Genomic DNA, 21,321 nt, shown 5'->3' with positions numbered 1-21,321 from the left:
CTCCGGCGATCGGAATGGATGGTGGCAAGTGTCCGACGCGGGGTCCCGCGAGGCAGCTGGGGATGACCCTAGGAAACCGGGGCGGCATCGAGGCCGCCCCGGGATGTCATCGCGAATTCCACGTCGTGCTCACGCACCTCGATCGCCGAGCAGCTTTCCGGCTGCTGAGCGCCGCCCGCACGGCGATCACGAACGCCGAGCGTGGCTGCCCCCTCAGCGCGCGGCGGCCTTCTGCGCGCGCGGTGGCGCGTTGCGCACGTGCGTCTCCAGCCACTGGTGGGTCTCGTGCAGCATGTGCAGGATCGATTCACGTGCGCGGTAGCCGTGCGACTCGCGCGGCAGCATCACCAGCCGCGTGGTGCCGCCCAGGCCCTTGATGGCCGCGTACATGCGCTCGCTCTGCATCGGGAAGGTGCCGGAGTTGTTGTCCTCCTCGCCGTGGATGAGCAGGATCGGCGCGCGGATCTTCTCCGCATGGTTGAACGGCGACATCTGCTGGTAGGTGTCCTGCGCCTGCCAGTAGTTGCGCTCCTCGGCCTGGAAGCCGAACGGCGTGAGCGAGCGGTTGTAGGCGCCGCTGCGCGCGATGCCGGCGCGGAACAGGTCCGAATGCGCCAGCAGGTTGGCGGTCATGAACGCGCCATAGGAATGCCCGCCCACGGCGATGCGGTCGCGATCGGCCACGCCACGGCGCACCACCTCGTCCACCGCCGCCTGCGCGCTGGCGACCAGCTGCTCGACATAGGTGTCGTTGGGCTCGGCATCGCCTTCGCCGACGATCGGCATCGCCGGGTCGTCGAGCACCACGTAGCCGGTGGCCAGATACGCCAGTGGGCCCCAGTAGCTGACGGTGTTGAAGCGGTACGGCGAATCGGTGACCTGGCTTGCAGCGTCGGCGGATTTGAATTCCTGCGGGTAGGCCCACATCAAGAGCGGCCGCGGGCCGTCGCGCTGCGGGTCGTAGCCCGGCGGCAGGTACAGCGTGCCGGTGAGTTCGACGCCATCGTTGCGGCGGTAGCGGATCTGCTCCTTGACCACGTCGCGCAGCTGCGGCGTGGGATGCTCGAACGCGGTCAGCGCGACCGGCTCCGCGCTGGCATTCGCCAGCGTGCGCACGAAGAAGTTCGCCGGTTCGGTGGGCGCTTCGCGGGTGGTGAGGATGCGGGTGGCGTTGTCGTCGAGCAGCGCGCGCGGCATCTCGTACCACGGTGCGCTGGAGTGGAACAGGCGCTCGCTGCGGCCGTCGGCAAGGCTCTGGCGGTCCAGGAACGGGCGGTCGCCCTCGGGCGATGCGCCCTCGCCGATGCGGTAGATGCTGTTGCCATCGGCGCCGACCAGCAGACGTGAGAAGCCGTTGGCATCGGGCACCATCACCGGCGAGCCCGGATCGGCGTAGCGGTCCTCGTAGGAGCCTTCGCGGATCAGCTGCGGCGCGCTATTGCCATCCGGTGCCAGCCGCCATTCGCGGATCTGCCGGGTGCGCCACCAGTACTCGTTGAGCAGTGCCAGTTCGCCATTGCCCCACGCGGCACCGGCATAGCGCATCGACAGCTCGGCCAGTACCCGAGGCTCATCGCGGAACGGTGCGGCATGCATGTACACGCGATCGCGCACGTCGGTCTGTACAGACGGATCGCCGCCATCCTGTGCTTCCGCCCACACCAGGGTGGCCGGTGCATCCGCGCGCCAGGCGATGCGGCGCACGCCGGTGGCCACGGCGTCGTTGCCGGTCGGCAGGCCTTCCACCAGCGGCAGCCTGGCCACGGTGTGCACCACGCGGCCGTCGAGCGCGACCACGTCGATCACCCGCGGGAAGCGCGAATACGGCACCAGGTAGGAGAACGGGCGCTCGAGGCGCTGGCGCAGGATGTGCCGGCCATCGGGCGAAACCGCCATGCCCACATGCAGGTCGGGCGCACCGACCGGCGTCACCCCACCGCGCAGGTCGACACGCGCGATCTGGGTGGTGAGAAAGTGTGCAAACACCGCCTCGTCATGCGGATTGCGCAGCAGGTCCTGGAAGGTGCGCAGGCTCTGCACCACGCCGCCGCTGGCGGTTTCCTGGATATTGGGACCGGCGGGGATGCCGGCATCGGCCGGCGGCTCGCCCTGACCCTCGGGGCGCAGCTGCACCAGCAGGCCCTGGCTGTCGGGCAGCCACTCGAAGCCGCTGCCGACCACGGTATTGAGCGGCTGCTCGATCAGGCGGCGTGCGCGCGCGGCGGCGACGTCCACGATCCACAGCTCGACGCGACCGGCGCGCGCGTCCACCCGGGTGAAGGCGATATGGCGCTGGTCGGGCGACCAGCTCATGGTGTCCAGCGACAGCGGCTGCGGCAGGCCGGCGATGCGGCGTTCCTCGCCACCTTCGACGGTCTGCAGCCAGAGGTCGTCGACGAACGAGAAGCGGCTGGCGGCATAGGTGCGCGGATGGATACGCAGGCCGCCAAGCTTGAGTTCCGGCTGGGCGACCACGTCGATGCCCGGCAGTGCCGGACTGCGCAGGTAGGCGGCAAGGTCGCGGCGTGGTGAGAGCGACAGTCGCGGTGCGCGCGGTGCATCGACCAGCACCTGCAGCTCGGGCGGTGGCAGGCGATAGCCACCCGCATCGGAGGCAGTCGCGGCGTCGGCGGCCGGTGTGCGCGCAGGCGCATGTGGCGGCACCGCCAGCAGTGCGACGAGAAGCAGGGGGCCGGCGAGGCGATGCAGGCGAGAGGTCATGTCGGGTCCCGGAATGGCGACCGTCGAGGATAGCCGGTGGCCAATGGCGCTGGCCCGTGAGGTTGGTCATGCCAAAGGACTGGGTGCTCCTGTCTCCCGCACCGTCCGGTAGGTGCTGCGCTTTGCTTCCGGCGGTGATCGTGGCTGGTTTCAGCTCGATACGCGACAACAGCGAGATCTGCGGGCGCACTGCTCGAGGGGATGTTCGACTGGCTTGTCTCCGGGAAAGCCGGAGGAAGGCCGCCTGCGGGGGCGACGCGGCATTCCACAGCAGGACATCGGGCACCGTGGCGGCCCACTACGCGTCGCATGGCTCCGCTCAACCGAGACAGGTGCGCACTGGGAGATTTCCAGGGCCGTGCCGGCCTCCCGGATCGGCGAGCGCACTCCGTGCTGCAAATGACCGCAGGCCGTACGGCACCCGACACGGCACGACTGCAGCGGTGCGCTGCGCGTTTACAATGCCCGGGCCGTGGCGAGGGGCGCTGCGACCGGATCCGCGGGTTGCTCCGCGAGGCCGCATCGACGATGCGGCGCATCCGGCCAGGCTCGCCACATGCTTCCCGACAACCGCGCCCGACGATTGCGCATCGCATGCGATGCCTGACGACGGAGCCACACCATGAACGCACAGATCAAGCCGGACGCGCGCCGGTTCTCCACCGAGGGTGACTACAAGGTCGCCGACATCTCCCTGGCCGACTGGGGCCGCAAGGAGATCGACATCGCCGAGCACGAGATGCCGGGCCTGATGTCGATCCGCCGCAAGCATGCCGCCGAGGCGCCGCTCAAGGGCGTTCGCGTCACCGGCTCGCTGCACATGACCATCCAGACCGCGGTGCTGATCGAGACGCTGAAGGATATCGGCGCCGACGTGCGCTGGGCCTCCTGCAACATCTTCTCGACCCAGGACCATGCCGCCGCGGCGATCGCCGCCACCGGCACCCCGGTGTTCGCCTGGAAGGGCGAGACGCTGGAGGAATACTGGGACTGCACGCTCGAGGCGCTCTCGTTCCCCGACGGCAAGGGCGGCCTGATCGGCCCGGAACTGGTCGTCGACGATGGCGGCGACGTGACCCTGCTCATCCACAAGGGCTACGAGCTCGAGCAGGGTGACGAGAGCTGGGTCAACGCCCCGGCGGGCAGCCACGAGGAACAGGTGATCAAGAACCTGCTCAAGCGCGTGCGCAGCGAGCGTCCCGACTTCTGGACCCGTACCGTCGCCGAGTGGAAGGGCGTCTCCGAGGAGACCACCACCGGCGTGCACCGCCTGTACCAGCTGGCGCAGGAACAGAAGCTGCTGATCCCGGCGATCAACGTCAACGACTCGGTCACCAAGTCGAAGTTCGACAACCTCTACGGCTGCCGCGAGTCGCTGGCCGATGGCCTGAAGCGCGCAATGGACGTGATGCTGGCCGGCAAGGTGGCGGTGGTCTGCGGCTACGGCGATGTCGGCAAGGGCTCGGCGGCTTCGCTGCGCGCCTACGGCGCCCGCGTGATCGTCACCGAGATCGACCCGATCTGCGCCCTGCAGGCGGCGATGGAAGGCTATGAGGTCACCACGATCGAGGACACCCTCGGCCGCGGCGACATCTATGTCACCACCACCGGCAACAAGGACATCATCCGCCTGGAGCACATGCAGGCGATGAAGGACCAGGCGATCGTCTGCAACATCGGCCACTTCGACAACGAGATCCAGGTCGACGCGCTGTACAACTCGGGCGCCACGCGCACCAACATCAAGCCGCAGGTGGACAAGTTCACCTTCGCCAATGGCAACAGCATCTTCCTGCTGGCCGAAGGCCGGCTGGTGAACCTCGGCTGCGCCACCGGCCACCCGAGTTTCGTGATGTCGAACTCGTTCGCCAACCAGACGCTGGCCCAGATCGACCTGTGGGCCAACAGGGACAGCTACGAGAAGAAGGTCTACCTGCTGCCCAAGCACCTCGACGAGGAAGTCGCGCGCCTGCACCTGGAGAAGATCGGCGTGAAGCTGACGAAGCTGTCGAAGGAACAGGCCGACTACATCGGCGTGCCGGTGGAAGGCCCGTTCAAGCCGGACCACTACCGCTACTGATCTGCCCGCTACGGTGGATACGGAAACGGGCGCCTCGCGGCGCCCGTTTTCGTTCCAGTCCAACAGTTGTTCCTGCTCCGGTCATCCGCTTGAGCGCAGGAGGACGCTACCTTCCGGTCCGCGTTTACGTCCATGGACTCCCGCCTTCGCGGGCGGGACGTCCAGGGGTGGCATCGCGTAGACAGCCTCAGTCGTCGCGCAACAGCCACCATGCGACCAGCGCAGCGCCGGCGCCCACGGCGAGCGCCTTGCCCGGGTTGTGCCGCACGTCCTCGCAAAGTCCCTCGACCACGTTGACGCGGTCGGCGGCCATCAGCATCAGCCAGTGGCCGATGTCGTTCTCACTGCGCTTGAACGCGGCACGTCGGATCACGCCGCTCAGACCCTTCGGCGGCAGCCGGGTGCCGAAGGTGCGCGAGTGCTCCGGGCGCTCGACCGACTTCAGCACCTCGACGGTACGGGGCTGCTGTGGCGGCGGATCGCTCCACGGCACGTCCAGCCGCGGCGGCGTGCGCTCCATCGGTACCGCAGGACGGTTCTCGCGCGCCAGGTCTGCACCCCAGCCGGGGATGTGGGCGAACTTGCTTGCGTTATCCATGGTCGTCTCCCGTTCGTTGCCGGCCATCACGCCGCCCCGCGCGCGGACGGCGGGATCAGCACCGGCTTGATGCAGTTGTCGCGCTTGTTGACGAAGATGTCGTAGCCGTCGGCCACGTCTTCGAGCGGAATGCGGTGGGTGATGATCTCGCGCGGGGAGATATGCCCGGCGCGGATGTGCTCGATCAGCCGCGGCAGATGGCGTTTCACGCTGGCCTGGTTCATGCGCAGGGTCAGGCCCTTGTTCATCGCATTGCCGATCGGAATCATGTTGAAGGTCGGCCCGTACACGCCGACGATCGAGATGCGCCCACCCTTGCGTGCGCTGTTGATCGCCCAGTGCAGGGCGATGGGCGAACCGCCCTGCAGCATCATCACCTTGCCGGTGACGCTGTGGAACGCGCTGCCGGTGGCGTCGCAACCGACCGCGTCGATGCACACGTCGGCGCCCAGCCAGTCGGTCATCTTCTTCAGATGCGTGGCCATGTCGTCGACCTCGCGGAAGTTCACCGTCTCGCAGTGGGCGAACTTCTTGGCGAACTCCAGGCGGTAGTCCTCGCAGTCGACCACGATCACCCGGCCGGCGCCGAAGAACCACGCGCTCTTGGCCGCGAACAGGCCGACCGGGCCGGCACCGAACACGACCACGGTGTCGCCCTCGCGGATGCTGCCCATCTCCGCGGCCTGGTAGCCGGTGGGGAAGGCATCGGTCAGCAGCACCGCGTCCTCGATGTGGATGTCGTCGGGGATCACCGTCGGGCCGACATCGGCGAACGGCACGCGCACGTACTCCGCCTGGCCGCCGTCGTAGCCACCGGCGGTGTGGGTATAGCCGTAGAAGCCGCCCATCGCGCTGGCTTGCGAGTTGACGTTGTGGCAGTTGCCGTACAGCTCCTTCTGGCAGAAGTAGCAGCTGCCGCAGAAGATGTTGAATGGCACCAGCACGCGGTCGCCGACTTTCAGGTTCTGCACCGACGGGCCGACCTCTTCCACCACGCCGGTGAACTCGTGGCCGATGATCTGGCCGACCCGTGTATCGGGCACCAGGCCGTTGTAGATGTGGATGTCGGACCCGCAGATGCAGCTGCGGGTGACGCGGATGATCGCGTCGTTGGGATGCTCGATCTCGGGCTCGGCGACGTGGGCAATGCGCATCGTGCGCGGGCGCCGGTAGGTGGTGGCCAGCATGGACAGGTCTCCGGTGGGGGTCGGAAGCGCCGGACGGATCCGGCGCGGTTTCCGACCTTCTCGCGGGAGCCGTGAACGCAGCGCGTGGAGGATGTCGTGATTGCGTGGAGGCGGCGCGTTCAGGGACGCCAGTTGGCGTTTCGCTCCCAGAAATCCACTGCACGGCGATAGGCGTCGCGATCCAGCGCAATGCCCGAACCGCCCTCCTCCACGCCGAGCGCGTTGCGCATCATCGTGATCGGCGCCATCGGGATCTCCTCCGGCTCCATCGTGTACAGGCAGCCGACAACGCCCCAGTCGGCGTCGATCGCCGCGCCTTCCCTGGCCAGCTGCTCGCGGCTGTAGAGGATGGGGATGAGCCAGCGCGCGACCGGCGCCTCCACGCCCTCGAACCAGCGCACCAGCACCGGCAGTTCCTCGCGCGTGCGCGCCTCGTAGGCCGAGCGCAGCCGGTGGCGGTTGGCATCGGTGATCGGCACCGTGAGGCAGCGGGTGGACGTCCAGTTCGCGTGCACATGCAGCTGGCAGAACGGCGCATAGCCGGGCAGCACGCGTTCCGGCGCTTCGTCGTTGAGGCGGCGCTCGAATTCCCCGGGGCTGCAGTCCTGGATGGTGTTGGCGCGCATCGGCGAGGGAAATAGCCGTGCACGGGCGAACGGGGTAAGGACGATGGACATGTGGATGCTCGGCGGAAAAACCCCGAGGTTAGCCGCTACGGACAGGCCGCCGCGAACGCCATGGCATCATCGGCTTCCCCCGCATCACGCCATTGCCATGACCGCGACCATCGACCGCCTGCGCACCGCGCTGCAGGTGCTTCAGCCCCGCCACCTCGAGCTGCTCGACGAAAGCCACATGCACAGTCGCGGCACGCAGACGCACTACAAGGGCGTCATCGTCAGCGACGCGTTCGCCGGCCTGCGTGCGGTGCAGCGTCACCAGAAGGTCTACGCCGCGCTGGGTGGACTGATGCAGGAGATCCATGCACTTGCCCTGCACGCGTGGACGCCAGAAGAGTGGGACGCGCGCGAAGGCGCGGTGCCTGACTCGCCGCAGTGCCGCGGCGGTAGCCGCCATGACGTCGGCAGTCCGGGCTGAGCGGACGCCCCCCTTCTATCGCGATAAAGAGATAGACTTCGGCGACGCCACCACGGCCGCCGCGATGATCCCGCTCAGCTTCGAGTTCTACCCGCCCAAGACCGACGAACAGCGCGAGCAGCTCGACCGCACCGCGCGCAGGCTGAAGGCGCACGGGCCGGAGTACGTGTCGTGCACCTTCGGCGCCGGCGGCTCGACGCTGAGCTACACCCCCGAAACCGTGCGCAGGCTGCGCCAGGAGCATGGCTTCGAGGCCGCGCCGCACCTGTCGTGCGTGGGCGGCACGCGCGAGGAGATCCGCGAGCTGCTCAAGCTCTATCGCGCGATCGGATGCCGCCGGCTGGTGGCCCTGCGCGGCGACATGCCGTCGGGCATGGGTCATGCCGGCGAACTGCGCTACGCCGCCGACCTGGTGGCCTTCATCCGCGACGAGACCGGCGACCACTTCCATATCGAGGTGGCCTGCTACCCGGAAACCCACCCGCAGGCGGACGATGCCCACCTCGACCTGCGCAACTTCAAGGCCAAGGTGGATGCCGGCGCCAACGGCGCGATCACCCAGTACTTCTACAACGCCGACGCCTATTTCCAGTTCGTCGACGATGCCCGCAGGCTGGGCGTGGACGTGCCGATCGTGCCCGGGGTGATGCCGATTTCCAATTTCTCGCAGCTTCGGCGGTTCTCGGAGTCCTGCGGTGCGGAGATCCCGCGCTGGATCACCCGCCGCATGCAGGGCTACGGTGACGACGCCGACGCCATCCGCGAGTTCGGCGCCGACCTGGTCGCCCGCCTGTGCCGGCGCCTGGTCGACGGCGGGGCGCCCGGGCTGCACTTCTATGCGCTCAACCTGGCGCGCCCGACGCAGGCGGTGCTTGCGCGCCTGGGCTGACCCGCCCTTCGCCACCGTCCATACGCGGGAATCGAGTACCCGCCAGGGGGTGTGTCCCCGCCCCCCCCCCCACGCGCTCACGTCGCCAGGCGCATGGCCGCACTCCCCTCCCCGCGTTACGCTTCCGGCGGATGCGCCGTCCCTCCGCCCTCCTTGCGCTTCTGGCCGCTACCCTGACGGGGGCTCCGGCCATGGCGCCGGCGTACGCGCAGTCGATCAACCGTTGCACCGGTGCGGATGGCACCACCATCTACACCGACCGTCGCTGCAGCGACGTCGGTGCCGTCTCCACGCCGCAGCGCGGTGCCGCGCCCGGCCCGGCCCCGCGTGCGTATCGCGGCTGCCCCCGCAACGTGCAGGACCTCATGCACGAGGTCAGCACCGCCATCGACAGCCGCGACGTCAACCGGCTGGCCGGCGTCTACCACTTCGCGGGCGTATCGCATCGCAACGGCCACAACGTGATGGATCGCCTCGAGGTGATCGTGCAGCGGCCGCTGGTGCGGATCGTGCCGGTGCAGGCGCAGGCCACGGCGCCCGCATCCGCTCCCTCGGCCGAATACAGCGGGTCCACGTTTCCATCCCGGGCGACCCAGCCGCTGGCGACCGCAGCTGCGGCGCGGCGGCGTCCGGTGGCATTGCGGCTGGAACAGACCGTGGGCGACCGCATCACCCCGCGCAGCACCGTGCTCGGCCTGCGCCGGCATATGGGCTGCTGGTGGGTGAGCCTGTAGCCGCCCGGGTTGCACCGGGAACACCCGTTCCGCAGCTCTGCCAGAATGGCCTCCCGCCCCGGTGAGGTCGCGCCATGCAGTATCCCGAATGGATCTGGCACAACGGCACCATCAAGCCGTGGGCCGAGGCCACCACCCACGTGATGGCGCACGCACTGCATTACGGCTCGTCGGTGTTCGAGGGCATCCGCGCCTACCGCACGCCCGCCGGCACCGCGATCTTCCGCCTCGCCGACCACAACCGGCGCCTGTACGCCTCGGCGAAGATCCACGAGATCGACATTCCCTACGACCTCGACACGCTCAACGAGGCGACCCGCGAGGTGCTGCGGCGCAACCGCCTGGATAGTGCATACATCCGCCCGGTGGCCTTCCGCGGGCTGGGCGGCTTCGGGCTGTCGGCGGAAACGCCCGTCGACATGGCCATCGGTGCGTGGCCCTGGGGCGCGTACCTCGGCGAAGGCGTGCTGGAGACCGGCATCGATGCCTGCGTGTCGAGCTGGCAGCGCTTCGCGCCCAACACCATTCCGGCCGGTGCCAAGGCGGGCGGCAACTATCTTTCCGGGCAGCTGGTCGCGCGCGAGGCGCGCCGGCTGGGCTTTGGCGAGGGTATCGCGCTGGCATCCACCGGGCTGCTGTCGGAAGGCGCCGGCGAGAACCTGTTCCTGGTCTTCGACGGCGTGCTGCATACGCCGCCGGTCAGCGCCGCGCTGCTCAACGGCATCACCCGCCACACCCTGATCACGCTGGCCCGCGACGCCGGGCTGGAGATCGTCGAGCGCGACCTGCCGCGCGAATACCTGTACCTGTGCGACGAACTCTTCATGTGCGGCACGGCCGCGGAGATCACCCCGATCCGCTCGGTCGATGGGCGTGCCGTCGGCGATGGCCGGGTCGGGCCGGTGACGCGGCAGCTGCAGGGGCTCTATTTCGGCCTGTTCGACGGCAGCACCCCGGACCGTTACGGTTGGCTGGACCGGTTGTAATGCCGGCGCGCAAGGCGCCCTTCATCCGGCGCTTCGCACCACCTTCTCCCGCGAGCGGGAGAAGGATTCCATCCGCGCGTGTCACCGGATTGCGAGCCTTTCCAGCCTTCGTCCTTCGCGCCTTCCCAATCTGCCGATCTCAGGCTTTCCCGCTTCCCTTCCCCCGCCTGCGGGAGAGGGTGCCCACAGGGCGGATGAGGGCAGGCACCACACGCCCGCCGGCGCCCTCACCCACGCGCCTGCACCCACCGGAATGTCAGGTTGATCCGCGGGCCCACCGGCCGCGCGGTCTTCGGCAGCGCGTGGCGGTACACCCGTTGCGTCTCGCCCGCCATCAGCAGCAGGCTGCCGTGCGGCAGCGTCAGTGCGAGCCGCGCATCTCCCGCGCGCGCCCTGAACGCGAAGCGCCGCGGCGCACCCAGGCTCAGCGAGGCGATCACCGGCTGTGGGCCCAGCTCCGGCTCGTCATCGCTGTGCCAGCCCATGCCATCGCGGCCGTCACGATAGAGGTTCGCCAGCACGCTGTTGAAGCGCGCGCCGCTGACGGCTTCGAGCCGGGAGGCCAGCGCGCGCAGTTCCGGTGTCCATGGCCGCGGCACGAACCGGGTTCCCGAATAGCGGTAGACCGCCTCCGCATCCCCGATCCACACGCTGCGCCGCGGGCTGTCGATCTCGCGCCCGAACAGCCGCACCCTGTGGGTTTCCCAGGCCAGTCCGTCATGCAGGGCATCGAACAGCGCGCCGGCCTCGGGCTCCGCCAACCATGCCGGATCGAAGCGGACATCGGCACCGGGGAGGTCGAGCGGTTCCAGCATCGGCGTAAGGGGACGGGCCAGCGGAACGTCAATTTGCCGCGTTCACCGCGAAAACGCGACAATCGCATCCTGTGACCCGGGAGTACGAGCCAGCATGAACCAGCCAGCCGACGCCATCGAACGCGACGTGATGGAGTACGACGTCGTCACCGTGGGCGCCGGCCCGGCGGGCCTGTCGTTCGCGATCCGCCTGAAGCAGCTCAACCCGGAGATCTCGGTCTGCGTGATCGAGAAGTCCAGCACCATCGGCGCACACATCCTCTCGGGTGCGGTGATCGAACCCGGCCCGCTGGATGCGCTGCTGCCCGGCTGGCGGGACAACCCGCCGCCGGTGTGCGTGCCCGCGGGCGAAGACGAGTTCTGGCTGCTGACGAAGGATGGCGGCCGCAAAGCGCCGATCGTGCCGCCGGGCATGCGCAACCATGGCAACTTCATCGTCAGCCTCGGCGCGATGTGCGCATGGCTGGCACCGCAGGCCGAAGCACTGGGGGTCGAGATCTACCCCGGCTTCGCCGCCGCCGAGACCCTGCATGCCGACGACGGCACCGTGCTCGGCGTGCGCATCGGTGACATGGGCATCAGTAAGGACGGTTCGCACAAGCCGGGCTATACGCCGGGCATCGATATCCGCGCGAAGGTGACCGTGCTGGCCGAGGGTGCGCGCGGGCACCTCACCAAGCGCCTGGTGCGCCGCTTCAACCTCGATGGCGACAGCGATCCGCAGGCGTACTCGATCGGCATCAAGGAACTCTGGCAGCTGCCGGCCGGGCGCGCCACGCCAGGGAAGATCGTGCACACCCTCGGCTGGCCGGCCGATACCAGCACCTATGGCGGCAGCTTCCTGTACCACCTGGAGAACGACCAGGTCGCCATCGGCTATGTCAGCGGCCTCGACTACCAGGACCCGGACTACGCGCCCTACGAGGCGTTCCAGCAGTGGAAGCACCACCCGATGATCAAACCGCTGCTGGATGGCGGCACCATCCTTTCGGCCGGCGCGCGCGCAATCGTCACCGGCGGCTGGCAGTCGCTGCCGAAGGTGGAGATGCCCGGCGCGCTGCTGATCGGCGACACCGCGGGACTGCTCAACGTGCCCAAGATCAAGGGCACCCACCAGGCGATCCGCAGCGGCATGCTCGCCGCCGAACACCTGGTCGCCAGCGCACTCGCCCCTGAAGGTTTCGACGCCAGGCTGCGCGCATCCGATGCGGTCGCCGAGCTGCGCAAGGTCCGCAACATCAAGCCCGGCTTCAAAAAGGGCATGTGGTTCGGCCTCGCCAACGGTGCCTGGGAAACCGTGACCGGCGGGCATTCGCCGTGGACCCTGAAGGTCAACGCCGACTGGTGTTCACTCGACAAGGTCGGCGAACACGAGCAGCCGAACCGCGACTACGTGCAGCGCGACCTCCCCCCACGCGACCGCCTCGCCGGCGTGTACTTCGCCGCCACCGAGCACGACGAGGACCAGCCCGTGCACCTGCACGTGCACGACACCTCGATCTGCGTGACCCGCTGCGTCGAGGAATACAACAACCCCTGCACCCGGTTCTGCCCGGCGTCGGTGTACGAGATCGTCGAGGACGCGCAGGCCGAACACGGCAAGCGCCTGCAGATCAACGCCGCCAACTGCGTGCACTGCAAGACCTGCGACATCAAGGACCCGTACGAGATCATCACCTGGGTCACGCCCGAGGGTGGCTCGGGGCCGAATTACCAGAATCTGTGAGCACAGGCAGTCAGACGCTCCGCGACCGTGCCCACCGGGGCGCGTTCGCGATGCTGCGTTGGGTCTTTCGTGCAATGCCGATGCCCGAGGCCATGCGCGACCGGGTCCGTCAGCGCGTCTTGAACGCCGCACCTGCGCTCATTCCTCCACCCGAGGCCGGGCAATGGCACGGCGACGATTCGCCACAGCGCCCCCGCCGCCACGCAGGCGGTCGCGCGATCGGTTATCGCGAGCGTACGGACGCTCCGTTGCCTGATCCGCTCCCCGCGCGCCTGGTGGCGTTCTACCTGCCGCAGTTCCACCCGATCCCCGAGAACGATGCCTGGTGGGGCCCCGGCTTCACCGAATGGCGCAACGTCACCCGGGCACTGCCGCAGTTCGAAGGCCATGCGCAGCCAAGGCTGCCGGGTGACCTCGGCTTCTATGACCTGCGCCTTCCGGACACGCTGCGCGCGCAGACCGAACTTGCACGGGCGTACGGTATTTCGGCGTTCTGCAGCTACTTCTACTGGTTCGGCGGCAAGACGTTGCTGGACACCCCGCTGCGGCAGTGGCTCGGCGACACTTCGATCGACTTCCCGATCTGCCTGTGCTGGGCCAACGAGAACTGGTCTCGCCGCTGGGACGGGCGCGAGCAGGACATCCTGATCGGGCAATCCCACAGCCCGGACGACGATCTGGCATTCATTGCCCACATCGCGGCGTATCTTCGCGACCCGCGCTACCTGCGGGTCGATGGCAGGCCCGTGCTGCTGGTCTATCGCACCGGTCTGTTGCCCGATCCCCGCGCAACGGCCGAGCGTTGGCGTGGGTGGTGTCGGGAAAACGGCGTCGGTGAGATCCACCTCGCATGCGTGCATTCCTTCGAGCGCGATGATCCGCGGTCGATCGGCTTCGATGCGGCGGTGGAGTTCCCCCCCAATCTCTCCTCGCCAGCGTCGCTGACAGCCGAGCAGCGGTTGTTGAATCCGGACTACCAGGGGGAAGTGCTGGACTGGCGCGAACTGGCGGGCGACTGGGCGAAGCGCGGAATCCCCGCCTACCCGATGCATCCAGCGGTGAACTGCGGCTGGGACAACGAGCCGCGCCGCCCGGGTCGCGGACGCACCTACCTGCATGCGTCTCCGCGGGGTTATCGCGACTGGCTGGAGGCAACTCTACGTAATCGTCTACCTCGCAGCGGCTCCGATCTCGTGTTCATCAACGCATGGAACGAATGGGCCGAAGGCGCCGTGCTGGAACCGGACCTGCGGCTGGGGCATGCGTGGCTCGAGGCGACCCGGGAGGCGTTATTCGCCGGCACGACCCCGCGCCGCACGGTCGCCGCGCGCCGCGCGCCCCCGGAGAATGTCGCGATCGTCGTACATGCGTGGTATCCGGACGTTCTCCCCGAGATCCTCGGGATCCTGGGAGATGCGGCGCACGAGTACCGGCTCGTGATCACGGTCCCAGCGGAGCGGCGTCTGGCGGTCGAAACGGTGTTGCGGCAACAGGACACGCATGCCGAGATCGTCGAGGTCGAGAACCGTGGTCGCGACATCCTGCCCTTCCTGCAGGTCGCCGGCCGCTTGCTGGATGAGGGGGTGGACGTTGTCCTGAAGCTCCACACCAAGCGTTCCACACACCGGGAGGATGGCGATACGTGGCGCCACGAACTGCTGCAGCGTCTCGCCGCGCCGGACCGGTTCCGCGCAGTGCTGGCGGCATTTGCGGAAGATCCTGCCCTGGGTGTGGTCGGCCCTGAAGGTCATATGCAGCCGCTCCACTACCACTGGAGTGCAAACGAAAGGCGCTGTCTCTACCTCTGCCGGCGGACTGGAATTTCCGCGCCGGCCACCGATGCCGACCAGTTCATCGCGGGCAGCATGGCCTGGTTCCGGCTGGCCAGCCTCAGGCCGCTGCTCGATGCGCATCTACAGGTCGATGAGTTCGAGGATGAGGAGGGGCAACTCGATGGGACGCTCGCACATGCCATCGAGCGCGTTTTTTTGCTGATCATGAAAGATGCAGGCTTTCGCGTGATGGCCGCCGCGGAGTGCGCCGGGCTGCCCCCCCAACCGGAAAGCACAGGGTACCGGTTCGCCGGCCGCCCCCGGAGTCGCTAGGGCACCAGCGAGCGCCCCCGCCCGACACCGAAATACGCGATACCGGCGTCCTCGATTTCCGCGGGGTCATAGATGTTGCGTCCGTCGAACATGACGCTGTCGCGGATGCGCTCCCGCATCAGCGCCAAGTCAGGACTGCGGAACTCGCGCCATTCCGTCAGCACTGCGAGGGCGTCGCAGTCCTCCAGCGCCGCCGCAGCGCTGTCGCACAACGTGAGGTCGTCTCGCGTGCCGTAGAAGCGCTGCAGTTCCTTCAGCGCCTTCGGGTCGTATACCCGGACCCGCGCCCCTGCCGCCCACAGCTGTTCGATGAGCGTAAGTGCCGGAGCACCGCGGATGTCGTCGGTATTCGGCTTGAAAGCGGCGCCCCAGATGGCCATGACCTTGCCGGTCGGCGTGCCGCCGTAGTGGCGCTCCATGAGCGCATAGAGGTGTCGCTTCTGTGCATCGTTGACAGCATGCACGGCGGCCAGCAGGTCGGCAGGCACCTGCGCGTCGCGTGCGGCCTGCGCCAGGGCGAGCACATCCTTGGGGAAACATGCGCCTCCGTAGCCGGCGCCGGCGTAGATGAAGTGCCATCCGATGCGCGGGTCCGGGCCGATGCCCAGACGCACCTGTTCGATATCGGCGCCGACCTGCTCGGCGATGCGCGACATCTCGTTCATGAAACTGATCTTGGTGGCCAGCAGCGCATTCGCGGCGTACTTCGTCAGCTCCGCCGAGCGCGCATCCATCTCGACGAAGCGGTCGTGGTTGCGAACGAACGGGGCATACAGCCGACGCAGACTCTGGATGGTGGACGCGCGCGACGCACCGATCACGATGCGATCCGGATGCATGCAGTCCTTGACCGCCGCGCCTTCCTTGAGGAACTCCGGGTTGGATGCGACATCGACATCGAACGCCACGCCACGACGAGCCAGCACCTCGTCGACGATGGACGCCACCTGCTCCGCGGTACCGACCGGCACGGTGGACTTGTTGACCACGATCGCATCGCCACTCAGGTGTGTGCCGATGGTTCGCGCGGCGTCGAATACCTGGGTCAGGTCGGCGCCGCCATCCTGCGTCGGGGGCGTCCCCACCGCGATGAACACGATCGCCACGTCCTCGAGCGCCATGGCCGGATCGGTGGTGAACCGCAGTCGCCCGGCGCCCGCATTGGCCTGCACCAGCGACGCCAGCCCGGGCTCGTAGATGGGGATTTCGCCACGCTCTAGGCGAGCGATGCGCCCTGCGTCGACATCGACGCAGGTGACGTCATGGCCGATCTCCGCCAGGCAGGTTCCGGTCACGAGACCGACGTAGCCGGTCCCGAACATCGCCACTTTCATCCGTCGCGCACGCATGGGTCGAAGCGCCGACGATAGCCGACGGACATGTCAATCAGGCGAACGGCACGCCGGTTTTCGCGCGCAGCTCGTCCACGGTGACTCCCTCCGCGGCCTCGACCAGCACCAGCCCCTCCGGCGTCACGTCGAACACCGCGAGGTCGGTGATGATGCGGCTCACTACGCCCACGCCAGTCAGCGGCAGCGTGCACTCGGGCAGGATCTTGTGGCTGCCGTCCTTCGCGACGTGCTCCATCAGCACGACCACGCGCTTGACGCCGGCGACCAGGTCCATCGCGCCGCCCATGCCCTTGACCATCTTGCCGGGCACCATCCAGTTGGCGAGGTCGCCGGTAGCGGTGACCTGCATCGCACCGAGGATAGCGAGGTCGATATGGCCGCCGCGGATCATCGCGAACGAATCATGGCTGCCGAAGTAGCTCGCGCCCTCGCGGGCGGTGACGGTCTGCTTGCCGGCGTTGATCAGGTCGGCATCGACTTCGTCCTCGGTCGGGAACGGGCCGATGCCGAGCAGGCCGTTCTCAGACTGCAGCCAGACGTCGACGCTATCCGGGATGTGGTTGGCCACCAGGGTCGGCAGGCCGATGCCGAGGTTGACGTACGCGCCGTGCGTCAGCTCGCGCGCGGCGCGCTTCGCCATCTGGTCACGGGTCCAGGCCATCAGTTCGACTCCTTGCTGCGGACAGTGCGCTGCTCGATGCGCTTCTCCGGCGTCGGGTTATGGACAATGCGATCGACATAGATGCCCGGCAGATGCACGTGGTCGGGATCGATCGTGCCGACCTCCACGATTTCCTCGACCTCGGCCACGCAGACCTTGCCGGCCATCGCGCAGGCGGGGTTGAAGTTGCGCGCGGTCTTGCGGAACACGAGGTTGCCGGCGGTATCGGCCTTCCACGCCTTCACCAGCGCCACGTCGGCGGTGAGCGCCGTCTCGAGGACGTAGTGCTTGCCGTTGAACTCGCGGGTTTCCTTGCCCTCGGCAACGACCGTGCCGTAACCGGTGGCGGTGAAGAAGGCCGGGATGCCGGCGCCGCCAGCACGCAGGCGCTCGGCCAGCGTGCCCTGCGGGTTGAACTCGAGCTCGAGCTCACCGGACAGGAACTGGCGCTCGAATTCCTTGTTCTCGCCCACGTACGACGAAATCATCCTGCGGATCTGCCGGGTCTCCAGCAGCAGGCCGAGGCCGAAGCCGTCGACGCCCGCGTTGTTGGAAATCGCCGTCAGGCCCTTGACACCGGAATCGCGTAGCGCAGTGATCAGTGCCTCGGGAATGCCACACAGGCCGAACCCGCCCACCGCGAGGGTCTGGTTGTCGGCAACGATGTCGGCCAGCGCGGACGGCGCATCGGGCCAGAGTTTGCCGGCGCGGGCCGGGCGCTCGGTGGAAATCGCTTCACTCATCGGGCGGACTCACGCGGGATGGAAGCCACCATTCTAGCCGCGCGCCCACCCGATGGCCTTGGACCTTCGGTCAATCCGCGTGCCGGGCTGCCAGCTGGTCGAGCACGCGGGAAAGTCCCTGCGTCCAGTGGGGCAGTTCGACACCGAAATCGCGCTGCAGGGTCGAGGTGTCCAGACGCGAATACGCCGGGCGCTTTGCAGGCGTCGGGTAGTCCGCCGTGGTGATGGGTTCGACGTGTGGTGCGCGCGGCAGCAGGCCACGTTCGACCGCGCCGGCGAAAATCGCGTCGGCAAACCCGTGCCAGCTGGTCTCGCCCTCGGCGGTGAGGTGCCAGGTTCCGCTTGCATCCGGATGGGCGAGCGCGCGGGCCGTGACATCCGCGATCAGCGCCGCCGGCGTCGGCGTGCCGACCTGGTCGGCCACCACGCGCAGCACATCGCGTTCCGCACCCACGCGCAGCATCGTGCGCAGGAAATTCTGCCCGTGCGCGGCGTAGACCCAGGCGGTGCGGAAGATCAGGTGGCGCCCGCCCGCTGAGCGGATCGCGTTCTCGCCGGCCAGCTTGGTGGCGCCGTAGACGCCTAGGGGTGCGGTGGCATCCCCGGGGTGATACGGCCGGGTGCCCGTGCCGTCGAAGACGTAGTCGGTGGAGTAGTGAACCAGCGGGACGTCGTTCCCAGCACACCAGGTCGCGATGGCGCCGGGTGTCGTGGCGTTGGCGACCTGCGCAGCTTCCGGCTCGTTTTCGGCACGATCGACCGCGGTATACGCGGCTGCGTTGACCACGATGCGCGGCTTGACGTCGTGGAGCACCTCGACCACAGCATCGGGCTCGCTGAAGTCCGCCCGGATGCACTCACGCCCATCCTCAAGCGCGCCACTGCGCGTGGTCGCCAGCACGGGTCCGGACACCTGCAGGGCCCGCAACAGCTCGGTGCCGACCTGGCCATTCGCGCCGAAGACCAGAACTGTCATGCGGCGAACACCGGAAGCCGCTCCGTGGCCACGTCCGCCAGCAAGGGCGCGTTCGCATCTTTCTCCGAAAGCAGCGGTGCGACGTCCACAGGCCAGTCGATGCCGACCGCGGGGTCATCCCAGCGGATGCCGGCATCGGCTTCCTTTACGTAGACCTCGGTGCAGAGATAGCTGAAGAGGGCGGTGTCGGACAGCACGAGGAAACCGTGAGCAAATCCTTCCGGAATCCAGAATTGCCGCTTGTTTTCGGCACTCAGCAGGACGCCTTCCCATGCACCGAACGTGGGCGAACCACGGCGGATATCCACCGCCACGTCGAACACCTCACCCTCCAGCACGCTGACGAGCTTCCCCTGCGGGCGTGGCCATTGGTAATGCAACCCGCGCAGCACGCCTTTCGACGACGACGACACGTTGCTCTGCACGAACGTCGTCGGCAGCCCGTGCTGGCCGAACCGTTCTGCGTTCCATGTCTCGAAAAAGAAGCCGCGCGCATCACCGAAGACCGCGGGCTCGAGAACCACGCAACCCGGCAACTTTGTTTCGATGATCTTCAACGCACGACTCCACGATGGATCAACGACAGCAGGTATTGGCCGTAACCGTTCTTGGCCAGGGGCTTGGCAAGCGCTTCCAGCTGCGCGTCGTCGATCCAGCCATTGCCCAGCGCGATTTCTTCCGGGCAACAGACCTGCAGACCCTGCCGGTCCTGCATGGTCTGGATGAAGTTGGACGCCTCATGCAGCGACTGGTGGGTGCCGGTGTCGAGCCAAGCGTAACCGCGGCCGAGCTGCTCGAGGTACAGCGCGCCTTCATCGAGGTAGCGGCGATTGAGGTCGGTGATCTCCAATTCGCCGCGCGGCGACGGCTTCAGTTCGGCGGCGTAGTCGCTGGCGTTGCCGTCGTAGAAATACAGGCCCGTTACCGCGTAGTGCGAGCGAGGATTCTCCGGCTTCTCCGCGATGTCGATCACCCTGCCCTCGGCATCGAACTCCGCCACGCCGTAGCGCTCCGGGTCGTTGACCCAGTAGCCGAACACGGTGGCACCGTCGGTGCGTGCATCGGCACGCTTGAGCGTCGCCGTAAGCCCGTGCCCATGGAAGATGTTGTCGCCCAGCACCAGGCAGCTCGGCTTGCCACCCACGAAATCGCGGCCGATCAGATAGGCCTGCGCCAGGCCATCGGGACTCGGCTGCACGGCGTACTGGATTTCCATGCCCCACTGCGACCCGTCGCCCAGCAGCTGCTGGAACAGCACCTGCTCGTGTGGCGTGTTGATGATCAGCACCTCGCGGATCCCCGCCAGCATCAGCACGCTGAGCGGGTAATAGATCATCGGCTTGTCATACACCGGCAGCAGCTGCTTGCTGACGCCTTTGGTGATCGGATACAGCCGCGTGCCGGAGCCGCCAGCCAGGATGATGCCCTTGCGCGCCGTCATGCCGCGGCTCCCATGCGCTCGAGCCGGTAGCTGCCATCCAGGATGTGCTGTACCCACGCCTGGTTTTCGAGATACCAGTCGACCGTGGTCGCGATTCCCTCCTCGAAGCTGTGCTTTGGACGCCAGCCGAGTTCTCCCTGCAGCTTCGATGCATCGATCGCGTAGCGGCGGTCATGGCCCGGGCGGTCGGCCACGAAGGTGATCTGGCTGCTTCGCGGCTGGCCGTCATCGCGCGGGCGACGCTCGTCGAGCAGGCGGCAGATCGTCTCGACGACTTCCAGGTTGCGCTTCTCCGCATCGCCGCCGACGTTGTAGGTCTCGCCCACCCGGCCCTTCTCAAGCACCGTGCGGATCGCCTCGCAGTGGTCGGTCACGAACAGCCAGTCGCGCACCTGCTGGCCGTCTCCGTATACCGGCAGCGGTTCGCCGGCCAGCGCCTTGGCGATCACCAGCGGAATAAGCTTCTCGGGGAAGTGGTACGGCCCGTAGTTGTTGGAACAGTTGGTGGTCAGCACCGGCAGGCCATAGGTGTGGTGGAACGCGCGGACCAGATGGTCCGAGGCCGCCTTGGATGCCGAGTACGGCGAATTCGGCGCGTATGGCGTGGTCTCGGTGAACTTTCCGGTCTCGCCCAGCGTGCCGTAGACCTCGTCGGTCGACACGTGCAGGAAGCGGAAGGCGTCACGGCGCGTCTCCGGCAGCGCCTTCCAGTAGTCGCGCACGGATTCCAGCAGCGCAAGCGTGCCGACCACGTTGGTCTGGACGAAAGCGCCCGGCCCGTCGATCGACCGGTCGACATGGCTCTCGGCGGCGAAGTTCAGCACCGCGTCGGGCTGGTGTTCGGCCAACAGGCGGTCGACCAGTTCCCGATCGCCGATGTCGCCGTGCACGAACACATGGTTCGAATCGTTCTCGATCGACGCCAGTGTCTGCAGGTTGCCGGCATAGGTCAGCGCGTCGAGGTTGATCACGCGATGTCCGAGACGAACCGCCTCGAGGACGAAATTGCCGCCGATAAAGCCGGCGCCGCCGGTCACGAGCCATGTGGCCACGAACACTCTCCTGGTGGGGGGCTGGAGTCCGCCGTCGATGGCGGGTGGCACAGGATACCGGCCCCGGTCAGCCGTTTCACTGCCGCGGCAACCCGGGGCGGTCGCCGCCGCCCGGCGTCCCCGGTAGAATCCACAGGCTGCACGCCCGGTCGGCCGG

General features: G+C 67.8%; 19 protein-coding genes and 1 riboswitch. Of the genes, 7 read left to right on the top strand and 12 right to left on the bottom strand.

The features are described 5' to 3' along the window. Positions 1-213: 213 nt before the first annotated feature. Entirely contained in the window at positions 214-2,721 is a 2,508-nt protein-coding gene (locus tag LDO11_RS14780) for a S9 family peptidase (protein WP_232142217.1), read from the bottom strand. A gap of 471 nt (positions 2,722-3,192) precedes the next feature. Continuing rightward, positions 3,193-3,306, top strand: a riboswitch (S-adenosyl-L-homocysteine riboswitch). Between the two features lie 37 nt (positions 3,307-3,343). Here LDO11_RS14780 and ahcY point away from each other — a divergent pair. Beyond that, positions 3,344-4,801, top strand: coding sequence for an adenosylhomocysteinase (gene ahcY / locus LDO11_RS14775; RefSeq protein ID WP_232142216.1), 1,458 nt, complete (start codon positions 3,344-3,346; stop codon positions 4,799-4,801). 187 nt (positions 4,802-4,988) lie between these two features. Here ahcY and LDO11_RS14770 read toward each other — a convergent pair whose 3' ends face one another. The 3 genes from LDO11_RS14770 to LDO11_RS14760 form a co-directional block, all read right to left on the bottom strand. Continuing rightward, a complete protein-coding gene (locus LDO11_RS14770) occupies positions 4,989-5,399 on the bottom strand; it encodes a hypothetical protein (RefSeq protein WP_232142215.1) in 411 nt (136 codons plus the stop codon). Positions 5,400-5,425: 26 nt separating this feature from the next. After that, positions 5,426-6,586 (bottom strand): zinc-dependent alcohol dehydrogenase, encoded by a 1,161-nt coding sequence (locus LDO11_RS14765; protein ID WP_129135146.1) that lies wholly within the window; start codon positions 6,584-6,586, stop codon positions 5,426-5,428. Between the two features lie 119 nt (positions 6,587-6,705). Continuing rightward, positions 6,706-7,263, bottom strand: coding sequence for a DUF3228 family protein (locus LDO11_RS14760; RefSeq protein WP_232142214.1), 558 nt, complete (start codon positions 7,261-7,263; stop codon positions 6,706-6,708). Between the two features lie 97 nt (positions 7,264-7,360). On the opposite strand from LDO11_RS14760, the gene LDO11_RS14755 reads away from it, so the two are divergent. The 4 genes from LDO11_RS14755 to LDO11_RS14740 all read left to right on the top strand — a co-directional run bounded on the left by LDO11_RS14755 (position 7,361) and on the right by LDO11_RS14740 (position 10,293). After that, positions 7,361-7,684: a BolA family protein gene (locus LDO11_RS14755; RefSeq protein ID WP_232142213.1), complete on the top strand. Its 324-nt coding sequence runs from the start codon at positions 7,361-7,363 to the stop codon at positions 7,682-7,684. 64 nt (positions 7,685-7,748) lie between these two features. After that, a complete protein-coding gene (gene metF, locus LDO11_RS14750; protein WP_232142212.1) occupies positions 7,749-8,573 on the top strand; it encodes a methylenetetrahydrofolate reductase [NAD(P)H] in 825 nt (274 codons plus the stop codon). A 191-nt stretch (positions 8,574-8,764) separates the two neighbouring features. Further along, positions 8,765-9,307, top strand: a complete 543-nt coding sequence (locus LDO11_RS14745; RefSeq protein ID WP_232142211.1) for a DUF4124 domain-containing protein — start codon at positions 8,765-8,767, stop codon at positions 9,305-9,307. A gap of 74 nt (positions 9,308-9,381) precedes the next feature. Next, complete coding sequence (locus LDO11_RS14740; protein WP_232142210.1) at positions 9,382-10,293, top strand: branched-chain amino acid transaminase; 912 nt, start codon at positions 9,382-9,384, stop codon at positions 10,291-10,293. A gap of 227 nt (positions 10,294-10,520) precedes the next feature. Here LDO11_RS14740 and LDO11_RS14735 read toward each other — a convergent pair whose 3' ends face one another. Continuing rightward, positions 10,521-11,108, bottom strand: a complete 588-nt coding sequence (locus tag LDO11_RS14735) for an alpha-ketoglutarate-dependent dioxygenase AlkB family protein (RefSeq protein ID WP_232142209.1) — start codon at positions 11,106-11,108, stop codon at positions 10,521-10,523. A gap of 94 nt (positions 11,109-11,202) precedes the next feature. On the opposite strand from LDO11_RS14735, the gene LDO11_RS14730 reads away from it, so the two are divergent. Then, a complete protein-coding gene (locus tag LDO11_RS14730; RefSeq protein WP_232142208.1) occupies positions 11,203-12,834 on the top strand; it encodes an electron transfer flavoprotein-ubiquinone oxidoreductase in 1,632 nt (543 codons plus the stop codon). 50 nt (positions 12,835-12,884) lie between these two features. After that, positions 12,885-14,939: a glycoside hydrolase family 99-like domain-containing protein gene (locus tag LDO11_RS14725; protein ID WP_232142207.1), complete on the top strand. Its 2,055-nt coding sequence runs from the start codon at positions 12,885-12,887 to the stop codon at positions 14,937-14,939. On the opposite strand, the gene LDO11_RS14720 is transcribed toward LDO11_RS14725, so the two are convergent. The 7 genes from LDO11_RS14720 to rfbB form a co-directional block, all read right to left on the bottom strand. Continuing rightward, positions 14,936-16,273: a UDP-glucose dehydrogenase family protein gene (locus LDO11_RS14720; protein WP_232142251.1), complete on the bottom strand. Its 1,338-nt coding sequence runs from the start codon at positions 16,271-16,273 to the stop codon at positions 14,936-14,938. The genes LDO11_RS14725 and LDO11_RS14720 overlap by 4 nt on opposite strands. Positions 16,274-16,325: 52 nt before the next feature. Next, complete coding sequence (locus LDO11_RS14715; protein WP_232142206.1) at positions 16,326-16,952, bottom strand: CoA transferase subunit B; 627 nt, start codon at positions 16,950-16,952, stop codon at positions 16,326-16,328. After that, the gene (locus tag LDO11_RS14710) at positions 16,952-17,695 is read right to left on the bottom strand and encodes a CoA transferase subunit A (RefSeq protein WP_232142205.1); all 744 of its coding nucleotides are present in this window, start codon (positions 17,693-17,695) and stop codon (positions 16,952-16,954) included. Before LDO11_RS14710 ends, LDO11_RS14715 begins: the two co-directional genes overlap by 1 nt. Before the next feature lie 70 nt (positions 17,696-17,765). Further along, positions 17,766-18,671 carry a dTDP-4-dehydrorhamnose reductase gene (gene rfbD, locus LDO11_RS14705; RefSeq protein WP_232142204.1) on the bottom strand — a complete coding sequence of 302 codons (906 nt, stop codon included), beginning with the start codon at positions 18,669-18,671 and terminating at the stop codon, positions 17,766-17,768. Continuing rightward, entirely contained in the window at positions 18,668-19,228 is a 561-nt protein-coding gene (gene rfbC / locus LDO11_RS14700) for a dTDP-4-dehydrorhamnose 3,5-epimerase (protein ID WP_129135134.1), read from the bottom strand. The genes rfbD and rfbC overlap by 4 nt, the downstream gene beginning before the upstream one ends. Beyond that, complete coding sequence (rfbA, locus tag LDO11_RS14695; protein WP_129135133.1) at positions 19,225-20,112, bottom strand: glucose-1-phosphate thymidylyltransferase RfbA; 888 nt, start codon at positions 20,110-20,112, stop codon at positions 19,225-19,227. The genes rfbC and rfbA overlap by 4 nt, the downstream gene beginning before the upstream one ends. Further along, on the bottom strand, positions 20,109-21,164 hold the full coding sequence (gene rfbB / locus LDO11_RS14690) for a dTDP-glucose 4,6-dehydratase (RefSeq protein ID WP_232142203.1): 1,056 nt from the start codon (positions 21,162-21,164) through the stop codon (positions 20,109-20,111). Before rfbB ends, rfbA begins: the two co-directional genes overlap by 4 nt. Positions 21,165-21,321: the final 157 nt, after the last annotated feature.

The sequence above is a fragment of the Alterluteimonas muca genome, from assembly GCF_021191595.1.
Lineage (GTDB): Bacteria > Pseudomonadota > Gammaproteobacteria > Xanthomonadales > Xanthomonadaceae > Luteimonas > Luteimonas muca.
The sequence above is the reverse complement of the archived record's forward strand: the minus strand, read 5'-3'. Positions and strand labels throughout refer to the sequence as shown.

Coding starts and splice junctions, on each gene's coding strand:
- LDO11_RS14780 (WP_232142217.1), bottom strand. CDS start 2,721: ATGACCTCTCGCCTGCATCGCCTCGCCGGCCCCCTGCTTCTCGTCGCA.
- ahcY (WP_232142216.1), top strand. CDS start 3,344: ATGAACGCACAGATCAAGCCGGACGCGCGCCGGTTCTCCACCGAGGGT.
- LDO11_RS14770 (WP_232142215.1), bottom strand. CDS start 5,399: ATGGATAACGCAAGCAAGTTCGCCCACATCCCCGGCTGGGGTGCAGAC.
- LDO11_RS14765 (WP_129135146.1), bottom strand. CDS start 6,586: ATGCTGGCCACCACCTACCGGCGCCCGCGCACGATGCGCATTGCCCAC.
- LDO11_RS14760 (WP_232142214.1), bottom strand. CDS start 7,263: ATGTCCATCGTCCTTACCCCGTTCGCCCGTGCACGGCTATTTCCCTCG.
- LDO11_RS14755 (WP_232142213.1), top strand. CDS start 7,361: ATGACCGCGACCATCGACCGCCTGCGCACCGCGCTGCAGGTGCTTCAG.
- metF (WP_232142212.1), top strand. CDS start 7,749: ATGATCCCGCTCAGCTTCGAGTTCTACCCGCCCAAGACCGACGAACAG.
- LDO11_RS14745 (WP_232142211.1), top strand. CDS start 8,765: ATGGCGCCGGCGTACGCGCAGTCGATCAACCGTTGCACCGGTGCGGAT.
- LDO11_RS14740 (WP_232142210.1), top strand. CDS start 9,382: ATGCAGTATCCCGAATGGATCTGGCACAACGGCACCATCAAGCCGTGG.
- LDO11_RS14735 (WP_232142209.1), bottom strand. CDS start 11,108: ATGCTGGAACCGCTCGACCTCCCCGGTGCCGATGTCCGCTTCGATCCG.
- LDO11_RS14730 (WP_232142208.1), top strand. CDS start 11,203: ATGAACCAGCCAGCCGACGCCATCGAACGCGACGTGATGGAGTACGAC.
- LDO11_RS14725 (WP_232142207.1), top strand. CDS start 12,885: ATGCTGCGTTGGGTCTTTCGTGCAATGCCGATGCCCGAGGCCATGCGC.
- LDO11_RS14720 (WP_232142251.1), bottom strand. CDS start 16,273: ATGAAAGTGGCGATGTTCGGGACCGGCTACGTCGGTCTCGTGACCGGA.
- LDO11_RS14715 (WP_232142206.1), bottom strand. CDS start 16,952: ATGGCCTGGACCCGTGACCAGATGGCGAAGCGCGCCGCGCGCGAGCTG.
- LDO11_RS14710 (WP_232142205.1), bottom strand. CDS start 17,695: ATGAGTGAAGCGATTTCCACCGAGCGCCCGGCCCGCGCCGGCAAACTC.
- rfbD (WP_232142204.1), bottom strand. CDS start 18,671: ATGACAGTTCTGGTCTTCGGCGCGAATGGCCAGGTCGGCACCGAGCTG.
- rfbA (WP_129135133.1), bottom strand. CDS start 20,112: ATGACGGCGCGCAAGGGCATCATCCTGGCTGGCGGCTCCGGCACGCGG.